The 17,643-nt window shown below is 38.3% G+C and carries 12 protein-coding genes; 9 read left to right on the top strand and 3 right to left on the bottom strand.

Annotation, left to right across the window (positions count from 1 at the left end):
• Window positions 1-212 precede the first annotated feature (212 nt).
• Together ACYPZI_RS08660 and ACYPZI_RS08655 are read left to right on the top strand one after the other, a co-directional pair.
• On the top strand, window positions 213-1,112 hold the full coding sequence (locus ACYPZI_RS08660) for a phospholipase A (RefSeq protein WP_459600633.1): 900 nt from the start codon (window positions 213-215) through the stop codon (window positions 1,110-1,112).
• A 169-nt stretch (window positions 1,113-1,281) separates the two neighbouring features.
• A complete protein-coding gene (locus ACYPZI_RS08655) occupies window positions 1,282-1,509 on the top strand; it encodes a winged helix-turn-helix domain-containing protein (protein ID WP_459600631.1) in 228 nt (75 codons plus the stop codon).
• 155 nt (window positions 1,510-1,664) lie between these two features.
• On the opposite strand, the gene ACYPZI_RS08650 is transcribed toward ACYPZI_RS08655, so the two are convergent.
• Window positions 1,665-3,740 (bottom strand): dipeptidyl-peptidase Dpp5, encoded by a 2,076-nt coding sequence (locus tag ACYPZI_RS08650; protein ID WP_459600629.1) that lies wholly within the window; start codon window positions 3,738-3,740, stop codon window positions 1,665-1,667.
• Between the two features lie 245 nt (window positions 3,741-3,985).
• On the opposite strand from ACYPZI_RS08650, the gene rluF reads away from it, so the two are divergent.
• From rluF to ACYPZI_RS08635, 3 genes are all read left to right on the top strand, one after another.
• Window positions 3,986-4,972, top strand: coding sequence for a 23S rRNA pseudouridine(2604) synthase RluF (gene rluF, locus ACYPZI_RS08645; protein ID WP_459600627.1), 987 nt, complete (start codon window positions 3,986-3,988; stop codon window positions 4,970-4,972).
• A gap of 236 nt (window positions 4,973-5,208) precedes the next feature.
• A complete protein-coding gene (locus ACYPZI_RS08640; RefSeq protein ID WP_459600625.1) occupies window positions 5,209-6,333 on the top strand; it encodes an AAA family ATPase in 1,125 nt (374 codons plus the stop codon).
• Window positions 6,333-7,046 (top strand): DUF4276 family protein, encoded by a 714-nt coding sequence (locus ACYPZI_RS08635; RefSeq protein WP_459600623.1) that lies wholly within the window; start codon window positions 6,333-6,335, stop codon window positions 7,044-7,046. The genes ACYPZI_RS08640 and ACYPZI_RS08635 overlap by 1 nt, the downstream gene beginning before the upstream one ends.
• A 77-nt stretch (window positions 7,047-7,123) precedes the next feature.
• On the opposite strand, the gene ACYPZI_RS08630 is transcribed toward ACYPZI_RS08635, so the two are convergent.
• Together ACYPZI_RS08630 and ACYPZI_RS08625 are read right to left on the bottom strand one after the other, a co-directional pair.
• The gene (locus tag ACYPZI_RS08630) at window positions 7,124-7,954 is read right to left on the bottom strand and encodes a metallophosphoesterase (RefSeq protein WP_459600621.1); all 831 of its coding nucleotides are present in this window, start codon (window positions 7,952-7,954) and stop codon (window positions 7,124-7,126) included.
• A gap of 16 nt (window positions 7,955-7,970) precedes the next feature.
• Entirely contained in the window at window positions 7,971-8,591 is a 621-nt protein-coding gene (locus ACYPZI_RS08625) for an inorganic pyrophosphatase (protein ID WP_459600618.1), read from the bottom strand.
• Between the two features lie 143 nt (window positions 8,592-8,734).
• On the opposite strand from ACYPZI_RS08625, the gene ACYPZI_RS08620 reads away from it, so the two are divergent.
• The 4 genes from ACYPZI_RS08620 to ACYPZI_RS08605 all read left to right on the top strand — a co-directional run bounded on the left by ACYPZI_RS08620 (window position 8,735) and on the right by ACYPZI_RS08605 (window position 17,641).
• The gene (locus ACYPZI_RS08620; RefSeq protein ID WP_459600616.1) at window positions 8,735-9,184 is read left to right on the top strand and encodes a deoxycytidylate deaminase; all 450 of its coding nucleotides are present in this window, start codon (window positions 8,735-8,737) and stop codon (window positions 9,182-9,184) included.
• Entirely contained in the window at window positions 9,185-10,888 is a 1,704-nt protein-coding gene (locus ACYPZI_RS08615; RefSeq protein ID WP_459600614.1) for a S41 family peptidase, read from the top strand.
• A gap of 384 nt (window positions 10,889-11,272) precedes the next feature.
• Window positions 11,273-13,657: a glycoside hydrolase family 3 N-terminal domain-containing protein gene (locus ACYPZI_RS08610; RefSeq protein ID WP_459600612.1), complete on the top strand. Its 2,385-nt coding sequence runs from the start codon at window positions 11,273-11,275 to the stop codon at window positions 13,655-13,657.
• 777 nt (window positions 13,658-14,434) lie between these two features.
• Window positions 14,435-17,641, top strand: a complete 3,207-nt coding sequence (locus ACYPZI_RS08605; protein ID WP_459600610.1) for a SusC/RagA family TonB-linked outer membrane protein — start codon at window positions 14,435-14,437, stop codon at window positions 17,639-17,641.
• Window positions 17,642-17,643: the final 2 nt, after the last annotated feature.

Below are 17,643 nucleotides of genomic sequence, written 5' to 3'. Positions count from 1 at the left end.
TTAATAACTTGTGAATATTCTTTACAAAATTCGTCTGCCGCACAGAAAATTTCCGTAATTTTATCGTTGGTAAGTAAGCTCATATATTTGTTTAATTTATTGATTATCAACTATAAAGATACAAAATTATTTCTTACTTACCAACTTTCTTATTGATTTTCTTAAACGGAACTCAGGTTAATAGTTTAATTAAACTTTAATTTTCAACTAAGATGTTAAAAATCTCATCTTTATTAATCCTATTAGCATTAGCTACAGGAATATCAGCTCAGGAAGACTTTATATACAAGACAAATGACTCTCTGCGCCAAGAATACGACGAAGCAATGCAAGATCCTCATATCTTCAAGCCAAGACATTTTAAGATATCAGAAAAAGATGCAATAAAGCTAGCCGATAAATTGCCCGCATTTGCTGTGTACAAAGACTCTTATTTTGTTACTGGGGTACCCTTGAATCAAAAAATAACGAATGAATCAGCTGATGCCACATTTCAGATAAGCATAAGACAGCGGCTAACCAAAAGTGTTCTTCCTTTCAAAACATTTGCATATCTGACATATACACAAAGATCATTTTGGGATATATATGCCGAATCCAGCCCTTTTAGGGATACCAACTATAACCCGGGAATAGGTTTAGGTAAATATATATTTCATCAAAACAGATTAGTAGGTGCGGCATTTGCTCAGATCAAGCACGAATCGAATGGTCGCGACGGGCTAGAGTCTCGAAGTTGGAACTATTTAAGTGTATCGATGAAATATTTTTTCAATGCCAGATTCAATATCGCTGGGGAATTTTGGGCACCATATGTAGATGGCGGCAACAACAAAGACCTTTTGGATTATAGGGGACTAGGGTATATATCGCTCAATTACGTTAGTGATAAACAAAAGTGGTGGTTGTCTGCCGACTTTAATCCCAGAAAAGGCTTTGGTAATGTAAATACGACAATGACTGCTGCATTCAGGGTTTCACAAAAATCAAATCAATACGTATTTGCCAGATTTTTTCAAGGATACGGCGAAAGCCTGATGGACTATAACAAATACGCGATGAATATCCGAATAGGGATATGTATAAAATCCGATTTCTATAATATTTTCTAAATATTATATATTCTTTTTATAGGTAAACAAACTAAAATTAGTTCATTACGAAAATAATAGTTATATTTAGTAACTGATACGATATGAAATTATGAATATCGAATGACACTTGGATTTTCTCAAGATCAAAAAGATTTAAATTATTTCACAAACTATAAAATTTATTATTATGTTAAAGAATGATATAGGAATCAATGCCGGTGCCATCTGGAGGTTATTGTTTGAGAAGGGTAAACTTTCGCTGAAAGAAATTATTGAGCTTACAAATTACAAAGAATACTATATTTTACTGGCATTGGGCTGGTTGTCGAGAGAAAACAAAGTATCTTTTTCAGATAAGAACGGGGTATTATACATAGAGATTAACGTATATCAGATGTCTGAGATATACTACTAAGGTTAGACAGACTTTTAAAGGTTTGCTAGAGCTATATGGAATGAAATTTTTATTCTAAGATGTTTTTTTAATCCCTTTTATTACCTCTATAATTATAGAGGATGTGCCAAAAGACCTTTTGACACACCCTCTTCAGCACTTTTTTATTATTTATTTTACTTCAAATATTCATCAAACCAACGGAAAAACTCCCTTTGGAATAATACACCATTCTGCGGTTGTGCTATCCAATGGTTTTCGTTCGGGTAAATGAGCATCCGTGCAGGAATACCTCTCAATTTGGCAGCATTGAAAGCCATCATTCCCTGTGATGCCAAAATACGGTAATCCAACTCTCCATGGCTGATCATTACAGGAGTATCCCATTTATCTACAAACTTATGGGGAGAGTTGGCAAACGAACGTTGAGCTATAGAATTATTCCTGTCCCAATATGAGCCACCTAAATCCCAATTTGCAAACCACATTTCTTCTGTTTCCAAATATTGAGCCTCGAAATTAAAAATGCCGGCATGAGCAAAGAAAGCCTTGAAGCGCTTGTTGTGATTACCGGCCAGCCAATAAACGGAGAATCCGCCATAGCTGGCACCTGTACATCCCAACTTATCAGCATTTACAAAAGGTTCTTTAGCTATAGCATCGATAGCCGATAAATAATCTTTCATATTTTGACCACCATAATCGCCACTGATCTGTTCGAGCCATTCCTGACCGAAGCCCGGTAATCCTCTACGGTTAGGGGCAACGATAATGTATCCGTTTGCTGCCATTATTTGAAGATTCCAACGGTATGACCAGAACTGGCTTACTGTACTTTGCGGACCTCCCTGACAATAAAGCAGCGCCGGATATTTTTTATTCGGATCGAAATTCGGTGGATATACCACCCATGTAAGCATTTGTTTTCCATCCGTAGTCGGTATCCAACGTTCTTCTACTTTACCCATTGTAATCTGATCCAGAATATCTTTGTTCTCAAAGCTGAGTTCCGTAGCTTCGCCATCAGCAAGGTTTACCGAATATATCTCATTCGGTTTAGATAAAGAATGACGCAAAGCTATTAATTTACCATCAGCAATGCCAAACGCTTCATAATCATATTCTCCTTTTGTAATCGGGCTAATTTCCTTTGTATCAACATTAGCTTTAAAAAGATGAGTTTTAGCCTCTACACAAGCTATGAAATAAATAGTCTGATTGTCATTCCATGCCAAATAATCTGTATTATAATCGAAATCGCCGGTTACATATGTTTTCTCATTAGTAGCCAGATTCATAACAAACATTCTGTTCTTATCAGCCTCGTATCCGTCGCGCTCCATACTTTGCCATGCAATAGACTTGCCATCAGGAGAGAAAACAGGATTCGTATCATATCCCATCATACCTTCAGTCAGGTTTGTAGTCTCTTTGCTATCTATATTATAGAGGTAAATATCAGAATTGGTAGATAATGCATATTCTATTCCTTTCTTTTTACGACACGTATATGCAATTGATTTACTGTCGGGGCTCCATGCCAGTTGTTCCGTACCACCAAATGGAAGCATAGGACATTCAAATGGCTCTCCACCCAAAATATCAACGCCTTCTGACATTTTCTCACCATTACAGTCAGCAACAAATGTATGAGGTATTTCTTCAATCCATTCAGACCAATGTTTGTACATTAGATCATCGATAATACGTCCCGAGGCTTTTGGCAGGTCTTTGTAACGGTCTACTGTACGTTCTCCGAATTTTACATTCTTTATATACATGATCTTTTTCTCATCCGGAGAATAAGTAAAACCATTTATATCGCCCTCTATTTCACTTATTTGTTTACGGTTTGTTCCATCCGGATTCATTTCCCATATCTGAGACGAACCACTTTCGCTACTCAAAAATGCAATCTTAGAACCGCCTTTTATCCACACAGCGTTATTCTCGCTTTTGGCCGTCTGTGTTATTTGTTTTTTATCCGAGCCATCTACATTCATGGTAAATAATTCTCGATTTGTCTTATTCTGCTCTATGCTGACATACGTCACACCATATAAAATTTTAGACTTATCAGGTGAAACCTGAATGTCGGACAAACGCCCAAAGCTATAAAGAGCTTCCGGAGTCATTATACCATTTTCAACCTTGATCGTTGTCTTCCCAATTACAGGTGCATCTTTCTCCGCATCGGCCTTCTTGTCTGCCGAATTACAGGCCATCATAGTCGCACCACAAACTAATGCCATAATCGATTTATATTTCATAGGATTAATTAAATATTTTAACTCAAAGGTATCAGTTTTTTACAAGACATACAACATTATTAACGCTATCACTTCAAGTAATATAATCGTTGTGTCCACCGGCAATATATCAGAACAAAAGAGATGATCTAATACTGTCGCAACAAAAGAATATGAATATTAATGAAGTAACACGAATAAAATACTCAAAAAATTATGATCTTTGTATCTTTAAATAAAATGAATAAATGGAATACCGATTAAACAAATATATCAGCAATTCAGGATTTTGTTCCCGCCGCGACGCTGACCGGTTTATAGAAGAAGGGAAAGTGACCGTCAATGGAAGACGGGCTTCAGTAGGAATGCGGGTTCTTCCCGGACAAAAAGTAAAAGTAAACGGAGAGCTTATAATAAATGATATTGAACCTGTATATATTGCTTTCAACAAGCCCGTAGGCATTGTAAGTACGACTGATACTCTGGAAAAAGATAACATTATCAATTTTATCAGGCATGAACAACGTATATTTCCCATCGGACGTTTGGATAAAGATTCTCAAGGATTAATTCTGTTGACCAATGACGGTGATATTGTAAATAAAATATTAAGAGCCGGAAACAACCACAAAAAAGATTATTTAGTAAAGGTAAATAAGCCCATTACAAAAGAGTTTCTGACTCGTATGGCGCAGGGTGTTCCTATCTTGGACAGGGTCACTCGCAAGTGCGAGATTGTGGAAATTAACCCTTATATGTTTCAAATATCGCTTATTCAGGGTTTGAACAGGCAGATCAGACGCATGTGTGAATATTTCAATTACGAAGTATTAAAACTGGAACGTATACAGATAATGAATATTAAACTGGGCAATCTCGGACAAGGAAACTGGAGGAACCTTACAGATCCGGAACTGGAAGGCTTATTTGATATGCTTGAAGATTCGGAAAAGACAGCACAATCCAAAAAACCTTCAAATAGTAATAAAAGTTTTAATAAAGCTCTTGAAAAATCGGATCTGAAAAAAGATTACCGTAAGGCCAACAGTATTTCAAAATCGACAAAGAAAACAGATAAACCAAAGCAAACTCCGGATACAACGGAAAATCCAGCTAAAAAAAGTAAACCGAAAACAAAAGGAAAACCAGCTAGCGGATTGAGAGTTGGAAAGCAAAAAGTAGCAGCGAACAAACCGAAGCCCAAAGCGGGTAAACCTCCTAAAAGTCGAAAATAAATAATATTCTAAGTTATTATAAACTATAATATGAAATAGGGTGTGTCAAAAGGTCATATACACATTGTGCCCAAAAAATTGGGTTCGCCCTCGCAATGACGGGAGTTTTATCTTTTGACACACCCTATTTCTCGTTTTTGTACTTCGGCAAAACACTCCAAAAAAAGTATTTATTAATATTCAACTGATTTATAAAAGCTGTATATTTGGTGTAAATTATCTTTTCTAAAGCAGATATGATATTAAGTGCATTGAAATATACGCGGTATACCGGCGAGCCCAGAGAATGGAGTATTATCGGGCGAGATGATGATTATGCCTATTTTGGAAACATGAATCTTCTGGTAGGAAAAAATGCTTCGGGCAAAAGCCGCACCTTGAACGTTATCCGGGAGATAGCCAACCTTCTTGCCGGCAGAATTAATCTTAAGCAGGCAATCAGCCCCTCGGGGTACTACGAACTCATATTTAAAAATGAGAATTATTCCTATAAATATATATTCGCATTTAAGGATAAGATAGTAACAGAAGAGATTTTGTCATATAATGATAAGGTTATACTGGACAGGAATAAGAAGATTTTTATAGATGCGGAGAAACAAAAAGTCTTATCTGAAGTTGGAGATAATGAGCTGGCAATAGCCTTGTCCGACACTGAAGGTAACGTTTACTATCCGGATCTTGTTTTGTGGGGGCGATCTCTCAGAAATCATATGTTTGCAAGCCAGGTGGAGAAAAACCAACTGGTTAAAGACTATACTCAGGCCACAGAAGACCCTCAGGATATAGAGCCTGTGCATACTTTCTTTAAAGGCAGGAAACTATTTGGAGAAGGTTTTACTTCGGAAATAAAAGCAGGTATGAACGAGCTTGGATACTCTATTTCAGATATTGATATTCGGGAGACAGCCGAAGGTTATAGTCTTTTTATAGAAGAGAATGGAGAATATGCTGTATATCAACGCGATATGTCGCAAGGGATGTTTCGTGCTTTATCCTTATTTATTATGCTTTGTTACGCCCGTATGAGCAACTTATCGCTATGTATGCTTATCGATGATATGGGTGAAGGGCTTGATTTTGATAGATCCCAGATGATAATAGATATGGTTATAAAGAAAATAAATAATTCAAATATGCAATTCTTTATGACCTCTAATGATAGACATGTAATGAATCAGATATCGTTAAAATATTGGTCGGTAATAAGCCGCGATCGTAGTAGATCTATATTTTATGACTATCAAAATTCGAAAGAGATATTTGACGATTTTAAATATACCGGATTAAATAACTTCGATTTTCTCGCTACCGATTTTTATAAAGAGGGTTTTGGGATCATTAATGATGAGAATAATTGATGAGACGACGAATTGCTTTCTTTGTTGAAGGACAGACTGAGCAGATCTTTGTGAATCGCTTGATAAAGGAGATCCTCGGAACACAGCAAATAAATATTATACAGAAACAGTTTCGTGGGGGGGTAAATATCCCTAAACAGGAGATTGTACGAAACTCTTCATTCTCCCGCAATCCGAAGTATGAAATATTGATCTTCGATTGTGGAGCAGATAACAGGGTTAAATCTGAGATAATAGAAAATATTGTGAATCTGCGTAGCAGGGGATATGAGATGATTATAGGCCTTCGCGATTTATATCCTATACCTATTGAAGAACTGAAAAAATTAGAAAAAGGTCTACGCTTTATGCCTCACAAGTTAAAAAGCGAATCGCAGTATTTTGATATTATTATAGCAGTTCATGAAATAGAAGCTTGGTTTCTCGGAGAAACAAATCATTACGTAAAAATAGATAAACGTCTGACAGGCCGTTTTATCAGGGAACGACTTGGATTCGACCCGTATACTATTAATGCTGAGGAGAGAGTGCATCCGGCAAAGGATTTGGACAGTATTTACAGGCTTGTCGGAAAATCGTATACGAAGCGTTACGGACAGACGCAAAGGGTGGTTAATAAATTGGATATTAATAATATGCGGAATAATGTCCGTTACGAGATGGAGTCGTTGAATCGATTGATAAATGTGATTGAAACTTGTCGAGAAAGATAATTCAAGATTTAAAAATTTAAAAATTTAAAAATTCAATTATTTCCAGTACACTACTTACTACTTACTACTGATTCATATTATTCTTTTTTCAATGTAATCTCGACTATCTCAGGTTGGGCAAAAAAACGAAAAGGAAACTTACCCATACCGATCCCTGTCGTTACATAAAGTTTTGTGCCATTTTTTTCTTTCCATCCGTAGCGGTATTTTTGTCCGGTTTGCAAATATTCCGGATGCCATGTACTTGGCATGACAGGTGCATAGAATCCGAAGAGAGTTACCTGCCCACCATGCGTATGCCCCGATAGCATAAGGTCTATCTTGTTGGTATCGAGTATTTCCATATAATCAGGATTGTGCGATAGAAGGATGCAAAAATCATTTTGTTTCACATCCTTCGTAGTATTTTCGATGATTTGAATATCTTCCCAGAATTCTCCTACACCACCTATTTTTATACTATCATTCCCTTCTTTTATCCAATATGATTGGTTGTCGCAAATATTGAACCCACAATTAATCAATCCTTCTTGTATAAGTTGCGGATCTTCCCAATAGTCGTGATTCCCTAATACAGAAAATACTCCATACTTACTTTTTAGCTTGGTTATTTCTTTAAAAAAGGGGGCAGAATAAGCTGTGTCTTTAACAGTATTGTCTCCCCCAAGCAGAATAATATCCGGATTTCTTTCGTTTATTCTTCTTACGAGTTCGGCCACATCCTCTCCTGCAAAATATTTTCCTGCATGTATATCTGAAATAAAGACGATCTTTTTACCATTGAAAGCATCCGGTATATTATTGCTCGAAAAAGTCATTTCTTTTAACTTGATATTTCGGGCCTCTATATATGCATATAGAAAACCGGAGCTTATTACCAGTATCAATACAAATGAGAGAAATAACATCGCATGGAGCCTCTTTTTATTTACCATCCATATATATCTGATAGTCTTCAATAGACCTGCGTATGATCTCATGCGCAGTAGCTACATCGTATATCTCGGTAAGTATACAGCGTGGAAATTTATCTCCCGGTATATCCTTATATGTAGTGAAGTAATGTTTCAGCCTGTCAATTACGGTAGCCGGAACATCGTTAATACTATTGAAAGTACTGTATATAGCATCGTTTTCCAGTACTGCGATGAGTTTGTCATCAGCCTTGTTATGATCCAGAAGACGGAATCCTCCGATAGGGCGGGCTTTTACAATTATATCTCCGTGGGTAATATCCTTTTCGGTAAGAACACAGATATCCACAGGGTCATTGTCCCCTTCTATGTCTGTTCTGCCCAACTCAAGATTTGTGAGTTCAGCCACCCTGTCGCCACTATATGTTTGTGGTATAAATCCATAAAGGGCGGGAATTATATTAGAGTATTTTTGAGGCCTGTCTATGCTCAGATAGCCGGTTTCCTTGTCCACTTCATATTTAACTGTATCTGTCGGTACAATTTCGATGAAACAGTTTACTAACTCAGGAGCTTTGTCTCCGGCTTTTATACCATGCCAAGGGTGTGCTTTAAATTTATAGTTTTCCATATTTTTATAAATCCTATTATCGTATATTGACTGCAAATTTACACCAATATTTCTTTATCCCAATAGGAGTATATAAAAATGAAGTAAATAGTTTGATTCGTGAACTTTTCATTATCTTTGTGGACGAAAAATAAAGGGAAAAAATGGAGGTCGAAAAACAAAGGTTGTTGGACGAGCGTTATATGCGTATGGCGACCATTTGGGCGGAAAATTCGTACTGTAAACGTAGAAAGGTCGGAGCTCTTATTGTAAAAGATAAGATGATCATATCGGATGGCTATAACGGAACTCCGTCAGGATTTGAAAATGTCTGTGAAGATGAAAATAATGAGACAAAACCATATGTTCTGCATGCCGAAGCTAATGCTATAACAAAAGTTGCTTGTTCTCACAACAGTAGTATGGGAGCTACAATGTATGTAACAACATCTCCGTGCATAGAATGTGCCAAGCTTATTATACAGGCCGGAATAAAAAGAGTTGTTTATACTCAAAAATATAGACGTACAGACGGAGCTTCATTGCTGGAAAGGGCAGGAGTAGAAGTTGTATATATAGATATAATTACAAACACAGAAGAATCGGAGCAATAGATGGAAGACGAGAAGGAGATTCAAAAAGCGCAAGACACAATCAGAGAAGCGCACAAGGAAAACAAACCATCTGGGAATAAAAAAATATACATATGGTTGCCGTTATGCATAGCGGTAAGTATTGCTGTGGGTATTTTTATAGGAAATGCGTTTTCTATATTTAACAATACGCATGGTTGGTTCGGAGGGAAGAATAAACTGGATCTGATATTCGATTATGTCAGCAAGGCGTATGTGGATACGGTGAATATAGATGATATGGTAGAAGAGGCCATTCCTTCAGTATTGATGGGGCTTGATCCCCATTCCGATTATATACCGGCGAAAGTAGTGGAACAACGCGGAGGTGAGCTTGATGGCCACTTTAGCGGGATCGGTGTCGAATTTCTTATATTGAACGATACATTAACTGTCGTAAATGCCGTGCCGGGAGGACCTTCCGAAGCTGTTGGTATTCAGGCTGGCGATAGAATCGTATCTGTAAATGATACATTGTTCTCAGGAAAGCAATTGAATGAAAATAAGATTCTCAGTACGCTGAAGGGACCGAAGGGTACTAAAATCAAATTGGATGTAAGAAGAAAAGGACAGAAAGGACTGATTCCTTTCGTTGTTACAAGAGCTGATGTACCTGTAAAAAGCGTGGATGTAGCATATATGCTGGATGATAAGAATGGATATATAAAAATAAGCAAATTTGGAGGAAATACATTCAATGAGTTCATTGCAGCTATAGCTAAACTAAAGAGCCAGGGTTGTACCTCTTTTATTGTAGACCTTCAGCAGAATAGTGGAGGATATCTGGAAGCAGCCTTGAGGATGACGAATGAATTTTTGTCGAATGGAGACCTTATAGTATATACCGAAGGGCGGACATCTCCACGGGAGAATTTTTTTGCTGATAATACCGGAACATGTAAAACCAATCAACTGGTAGTTTTGGTAGATGAAGGTAGCGCCTCTTCCAGCGAGATATTTGCAGGAGCCATTCAAGATAATGACAGAGGGCTGATTGTCGGGCGTCGTTCTTTCGGAAAAGGTTTGGTGCAAGCGCCCTACAGATTTAAAGATGGCTCGGAGTTACGTCTTACGATAGCGAGATATTATACTGCTTCGGGAAGAAATATACAGAAAGCTTATGAAAGAGGAAATCGTGATGACTATAATTTGGATTTGTATAATCGTTATAATCGGGGCGAGTTTGATAATAAAGACAGTATAAAGTTCGATAATCTGCCATTGTTTCACACACTGGGAGGACGCCCTGTGTATGGTAATGATGGAATTTTGTCTGATATTTTTGTGCCACGTGATACTGCCGGAGTAAATTCCTATTATATAAGGGTTGCTAATAAAGGACTATTGAGGGAGTATGCTTATGTGTTTACGGAGAATAACAGAGCTAGATTAAGTAGCATCAAAACATGGCAGGAAATGGCAAAATTTCTTGCGAATCAACCCCTTGTTGATAATTTTGTAGAATATGTCTATTCTAAAGGTATCCGTCGCCAACCATATTTGATAGAGGAAGCTAGAAAGTTAATGCAGAACCAGATAGAAGCATTGATAGTTAAAAATTTCTTTGGAGACGATGGTTTCTATCCGTTGTTTCAACGCGACGATAAGACTATTTTAGAAGGATTGAAGCTATTGAAAGCAAATAAATCAACCCCTGAAAATATAAGAAAAGGAGCTTATAAATAAGCCTTAAGGGATATGTTTTTTAGGGAGTAGTTAGTAGCCAGTTGTTTACTGTTCACTGATGACTGTTTATTCCGGTAGGGGTCAAAATTTTGATACGGTTGCCCTGAGGAAAAAGTAAAGAAGGAGGCTGAATATACCAAATAAAGTTATATATTTGAGCAATAGAACTATAATAGATATTATATAGAATAAAGATTTATGGATTTCATAAACAAACAATTAACCACAGAGTTTACGGAGTTATGGTTCACGGTGTAACTCCGTGATATTTAACTCGGTGCAACTCTGTGGTTAAAAAATCAACTATGTATAAACACCTGTAAATAAATAGAATAATCTTTTATTAAATATAAACTCTAATAGATATACAAATAAGATTAAACTATGATAAACAGAAAAAAGACATTACTATCCCTAATTATATGTTGCGGCATATCATTATTTACACAGGCACAAGAATCTCAACCCATTTATAAAAACGGATGGATAGATTTCAACAAGGACGGAAAAAAAGATATCTACGAAGATCCGGCAGCCAATATTGACAGAAGAGTAGAAGATTTGCTTTCTCAAATGACATTGGATGAGAAAACATGTCAGTTAGCTACACTTTACGGTTCGGGTAGAGTATTGAAAGATATATCCCCTACCCCGGAATGGAAAAACGAGGTCTGGAAAGATGGGATAGGAAACATCGATGAACAAGCGAACGGATTAGGTAAATTTGGTTCGCAAATATCTTTTCCTTACGAAAAAAGTATAGAAAACAGACAGGCCATACAACGTTGGTTTGTAGAAGAAACCCGATTGGGAATTCCGGTAGATTATACCAATGAAGGTATAAGAGGTCTATGTCATAATCGTGCGACAATGTTCCCTGCGCAGTGTGGGCAAGGGGCAACGTGGAATCCCCGTTTGATCCGGCAGATAGCCGATGTAACAGCAAAAGAAGCGATAGCATTAGGATATACAAATATATATTCCCCTATCCTCGATATTTCACGAGATCCCCGCTGGGGACGTGTTGTTGAATGTTACAGCGAAGATCCTTATTTGACCGGAACATTAGGTAAACAAATGATAGAAGGGTTGCAGTCGAACGGATTGGTAGCAACACCAAAGCATTTTGCTATATATAGTGTCCCTGTAGGCGGGAGGGATGAAGGTACCCGTACCGATCCACACGTGGCTCCACGAGAAATGCGGACTTTATTTCTCGAACCTTTCCGGAAAGCTTTTGTTGAAGCCGGAGCTCTAGGCGTGATGAGTTCATATAACGATTATGACGGAGAGCCGATAACAGGTAGTTATCACTTCCTGACAGAAATACTGCGTCAAGAATGGGGATTTAAAGGGTATGTCGTATCTGATAGCGAAGCAGTAGAATTTCTTCATAGTAAACACCATGTTGTAAAAAATCAAAAAGAGGCTGCGGCGTTAGCTATATCTGCGGGTATGAATATCAGGACGCACTTTACTCCTCCTCAAGATTTTATTTTACCACTCAGACAAGCTATCGCGGAAGGATTAGTATCTATGGAAACTATAAATAAAAGAGTTAAGGAGGTACTAAAAGTAAAATTCCTGTTAGGCTTATTTGATAACCCGTACAAAGGAAATACAAAGACAGTGAATAATATAGTGCATAGTAAAGAACATCAGGCATTATCTCTACAAGCTGCTTTGGAATCTATTGTTTTGCTAAAAAATGACAATGGCATTCTTCCATTATCTAAGTACCTGAAAAATATTGCTGTTATCGGACCAAATGCTGACGAAGTAAAAGAGCTTATTTGCAGATATGGTCCCGCTAATGCACCGATAAAGAGTGTATATCAGGGAATAAAAGAATATCTGCCTAAGGCAAATGTGACATATGCCAAAGGCTGCAACATTATAGATGGGAATTTTCCCGACAGCGAACTTTACAGTGTACCTCTGGATACAGAAGAACAGAGTATGATAGAAGAAGCTGTCGCATTGGCTAAAAGTGCAGATGTGGCTATCGTCGTACTTGGAGGAAATGAAAAAACAGTGAGAGAGGAATTTTCACGTTCTCAACTCAATTTACCTGGCAGACAAGAGGCACTTTTACAGGCTGTATATGCCACAGGAAAGCCGGTTGTGTTATTACTTATCGATGGACGTGCTGCGACTATTAACTGGGCGACAAAGTATATCCCGGCGATAGTTCATGGATGGTTTCCCGGCGAATTTATGGGCAATGCCGTATCACAAGTCCTTTTCGGCGATTACAATCCCGGAGGTAAACTAGCCGTAACATTTCCTAAATCGGTAGGGCAGATTCCATATGCATTCCCGTTCAAACCGGGTGCAGATTCAAAGGGAAGAGTACGTGTCGATGGCGCGCTGTTTCCATTCGGATACGGACTAAGCTATACTACATTTGAATATTCCGGTTTAAAAATCAGTAAACCTGAAATCGGCACACAACAAAATATTGATATTTCATTCAAAATAAAAAACATAGGACAGAAACAAGGAGATGAGATTGTGCAGTTATACATCAGAGATGATTACAGTTCGGTAACTACTTATGAAAAGGTACTTCGCGGATTCGACCGGATTTCTCTTAAACAAGGTGAAGTAAAAGAAATCAGCTTTACCCTTACACCGCAAGATTTAGGTTTATGGAACAAACAGAATCAATTTGTCGTCGAACCGGGAACATTCTCAGTAATGGTAGGTAGTTCATCACAGGATATCCGTCTTACAGGTTCTTTTGAAGTAATAGAATCTAAGAATTAACCTGAATCAATAAAAAACTGAGACTCAGAGCAAAACGCAACTAAGTCTCAGTTTTTTTTATATTATTCTTTCATAAAATCGAAAGCACCGTCTCTCAGATTGATTCCATGTTCAAGATAGGCTTTAAGACAAGCCGGAAATATGCTTTTATCGGTTTTGTGATATACACTTGTCGATTTTGTGTTATTATTTTAGAAAAATTAATATAATATTTGCATAAAGCTAAATTATTTTAATAATTTTAATCTAATGAAACAGTTTGGGCAAAAATATACCAAATCACAACGATTTTTTTCCTCTGAAAAGTTGGAAGTTAGCTGTCTTTTGTTAGAGAGAGAGAGAGAGAGAGAGAGAGAGAGAGAGAGAGAGAGAGAGAGAGAGTAACACCACATATCGTTAGTATAATAAGAAACCTCTGCTTATCCACAACTGGATAAGCAGAGGTTTCTTATTATACCCGATATAGTAAAACTTACAAAAGTAGGAAAATTTGAGCTATAAATATTATTAACCTAAATCAATTCCAATGAAAAAATGAAAACAAAACACCACTCTTGCAATTATGTAAAAATAACTTTGAATCTGAATAAGCGGATACTTGAAAATTTCTCTCTGTCTTACTTTATCAAGTACCTGTAACCTTCTGAATTTATGTAATTATTTTCTTTCTTGAAAAAGGACATGCCTTTTTTTTAAGATGAGTAAGCTTTGTAAATAAATTAACCTGCAATTTCAAAACGGGAGATTTTCCCGGCAGAAATTATTTAATTTTTCTTTATGACTAAAATAGAACAAATCCATAAAAAAACGTTTCGAATATTAGGTATTTGCTTATTTTTAGGTTTCTTGTCTGTGTCCCATCTTTCTGCGCAGGAAAATACGTCACAGCAGAAACAAACAAGTAAACAAACCTATACCATTAAAGGAACCGTGCTCGACGATAATAACGAGCCTATTATTGGCGCCAGCGTTTCAATACCAGGTACGACAATTGGAACGTCTACCGATATAGAAGGAAATTTTTCATTAAGCGTGCCCGCCAATACGCAAAACATAGAGGTATCGTTCATCGGATATGAAAAGAAAACGATTCCTTTCAATCCGAGCAACTTAAATGTTTTTCGTGTAATAAACCTGAAAGAAAGCAGTATTTCCCTTGACGATGTGACCGTAGTAGCTTTCGCAAAACAAAAGAAAGAATCCGTTTTAGGTTCCGTTACTACTATCAAGCCCTCGGAATTGAAGACAACCAGCAGTAATCTGACGACCGGTTTTGCCGGAAAGCTGGCTGGTGTGATTGCTTATCAAAGAAGCGGTGAACCGGGGCAGGATAATGCCGAATTTTTCATTCGTGGCGTTACAACATTCGGAACCGGAAAAGCCGATCCTTTGATTCTGATCGATAATGTAGAATTGACGTCGACAGACTTATCGCGTTTGAACGTTGACGATATCGCCAGTTTTTCGGTGCTGAAAGACGCTACCGCTACCGCGCTTTATGGCGCGCGAGGAGCTAACGGTGTAATCCTGGTTACTACAAAAGAAGGTAAGGAAGGCGCTATGAAATTATCGTTCAGGTTGGAAAATTCATTTTCTTCGCCGACTAAGAATGTAGATATAGCGGATCCCATCACATTTATGAAGCTCCACAATGAGGCTGTGAGAACACGAAATCCATTGGCGCAATTGCCGTACTTGGATAGCCAGATAGCCGCCCGCGAACAGGGATTGAATCCTTACGTTTATCCGACGGTCGACTGGAAATCCATGCTTTTCAAAGATTATACTACTAACCAGAGAGGCAATATGAATATCAGCGGGGGCGGACGTATCGCCCGTTATTATATTGCATTGTCATACGCCAAGGATAATGGTATCCTGAAAGTCGATCCGGTTAATAACTTTAACAACAACATTCAGTTGAATAAATATACAGTGCGTTCGAATGTAAACATCGATCTGACCAAAACAACCGAATTGGCAGTTCGTGTTAATGGTACGTTCGACAGCTACCAGGGCCCGTTATCCGGCGGTGCGGACATGTACACCAAAGCCATTAAGGCGAATCCTGTATTATTCCCTGCGTTTTTCAGTCCCGACGAAGGCCACAAATATGCAAACCATGTATTGTTCGGTAATTACGGAATAGGAGGAGAATACATGAACCCATACGCCGAAATGTTGCGGGGATACAAGGAATCTGAAGAAACCGTGATCATTTCCCAGTTGGAACTGAAACAAAATCTGAATTTTATTACCAAAGGATTGAAAGCCCGCCTGCTGGCTAATACCACCCGTAATTCTTATTATGACTTGACCCGGGCGTATAATCCTTTCTACTATTCTGTAGGAACGTATGATAAGTATAATGATGTTTATATATTGGGTGATTTGAATCCGGATACAGGGACGGATTATTTGAATTATAGCCAGGGACAGAAAAAAGTAAGCAGTTCTATCTATATGGAAACTTCGGCTTCTTATGACCAAACTTTTGATGAGAAGCACAGTGTAAGCGGTATGTTAGTGTGGACTGCGCGGGAAGCTAAAAGCGCAAATGAAACCACTCTGCAAAAATCCTTGCCTTCGCGTAACCTGGGTTTGGCCGGCCGGTTCACTTACGGTTTGTTTGACCGCTATTATACGGAGTTCAACTTTGGTTATAACGGTTCCGAACGGTTCGACAGGGACAATCGCTGGGGATTCTTCCCTTCCGGAGGATTCGGATGGATTGTTTCCAAAGAAAGCTTCTGGGAAAACAAGCCTATTTCGCGGATAATCAACACACTAAAACTAAAAGGTTCTTACGGGTTGGTAGGGAACGACAATATCGCGGACGAACGCTTTTTCTACCTGTCGGAAGTAAATATGAGTAATTCCAATCGCGGATATTATTTTGGTACGGACTTCAATTACGGATACAACGGAATTTCTATTTCCCGGTATGCCAACAGCAAGATTGGCTGGGAAATATCCCATAAGTTGAATCTGGGCATCGAGATGAAAATGTTTAAGGATCTGGAAATTCAGGCCGAATATTTTACTGAAAGGCGTACCAATATCCTACAGGAACGTGCCGATATCCCGACAATTATAGGCCTGCAAGCTACGCCAAGGGCCAATATCGGCGAAGCCAAAGGTCGCGGCATCGACTTGTCAGCCGATTACTCCCATATTATAAACAAGGATTGGTGGGTAATGCTACGGGGTAATTTTACTTATGCGACCAGCGAATATTCCAAATACGAAGAGCCGGACTATTCCGAAACGCCATGGTTGAGCCGTATCGGTTCTAAAATCAACCAGCCTTGGGGATTGATCGCCGAGCGTTTATTTGTCGATGAAGAAGATATGAAAAATTCGCCTGCACAGCAATTCGGCGAATACATGGCCGGGGATATCAAGTACAAGGATATCAACAAAGACGGAATCATAGACAGCAGGGACAGGGTTCCCATCGGACATCCGACAAAGCCGGAGATTATTTATGGCTTTGGGCTGTCTTTAGGTTATAAGGCTTTTGATTTCAACTGCTTTTTCCAGGGATCGGCTCGTTCTTCTTTCTTCATAAATCCATCGCTTATTTCGCCTTTTGTTCAGCCCAGCGCGGATGAATTTGGAGGTAAAAAGGGGAATAACGCCTTGTTCCAGTTTATCGCCGACAATCACTGGAGCGAAGAAAACCAGAATGTGTACGCCCTTTGGCCACGGTTATCCGCTACCAGCGTTGGTAACAATAATCAAACCAGTACATGGTGGTTGCGCGACGGTACGTTCCTGCGTATGAAATCGGCTGAAATCGGTTATAAATTACCTCAAGCAATGCTGCGGAAAATCAGAATGCAGAATTTACGCGTCTATCTGAATGCTACCAATCTATTTACTCTCTCCCGTTTCAAGTTCTGGGATACCGAAATGGGAAGTAATGGTTTGGGTTATCCTGTTCAGCGGGTGTTTAATATAGGTCTTGAACTTTCATTTTAAAA

The organism is Dysgonomonas reticulitermitis (genome assembly GCF_054601275.1).
This window is presented reverse-complemented; position numbering and strand designations above follow the sequence as displayed.

Bases quoted from the DNA above. Each gene is read 5' to 3' on its own strand.
- ACYPZI_RS08625 (WP_459600618.1), bottom strand. From the start codon at position 8,591: ATGGAAAACTATAAATTTAAAGCACACCCTTGGCATGGTATAAAAGCC.
- ACYPZI_RS08630 (WP_459600621.1), bottom strand. From the start codon at position 7,954: ATGTTATTTCTCTCATTTGTATTGATACTGGTAATAAGCTCCGGTTTT.
- ACYPZI_RS08610 (WP_459600612.1), top strand. From the start codon at position 11,273: ATGATAAACAGAAAAAAGACATTACTATCCCTAATTATATGTTGCGGC.
- ACYPZI_RS08605 (WP_459600610.1), top strand. From the start codon at position 14,435: ATGACTAAAATAGAACAAATCCATAAAAAAACGTTTCGAATATTAGGT.
- ACYPZI_RS08655 (WP_459600631.1), top strand. From the start codon at position 1,282: ATGTTAAAGAATGATATAGGAATCAATGCCGGTGCCATCTGGAGGTTA.
- ACYPZI_RS08650 (WP_459600629.1), bottom strand. From the start codon at position 3,740: ATGGCATTAGTTTGTGGTGCGACTATGATGGCCTGTAATTCGGCAGAC.
- ACYPZI_RS08640 (WP_459600625.1), top strand. From the start codon at position 5,209: ATGATATTAAGTGCATTGAAATATACGCGGTATACCGGCGAGCCCAGA.
- ACYPZI_RS08660 (WP_459600633.1), top strand. From the start codon at position 213: ATGTTAAAAATCTCATCTTTATTAATCCTATTAGCATTAGCTACAGGA.
- rluF (WP_459600627.1), top strand. From the start codon at position 3,986: ATGGAATACCGATTAAACAAATATATCAGCAATTCAGGATTTTGTTCC.
- ACYPZI_RS08620 (WP_459600616.1), top strand. From the start codon at position 8,735: ATGGAGGTCGAAAAACAAAGGTTGTTGGACGAGCGTTATATGCGTATG.
- ACYPZI_RS08615 (WP_459600614.1), top strand. From the start codon at position 9,185: ATGGAAGACGAGAAGGAGATTCAAAAAGCGCAAGACACAATCAGAGAA.
- ACYPZI_RS08635 (WP_459600623.1), top strand. From the start codon at position 6,333: ATGAGACGACGAATTGCTTTCTTTGTTGAAGGACAGACTGAGCAGATC.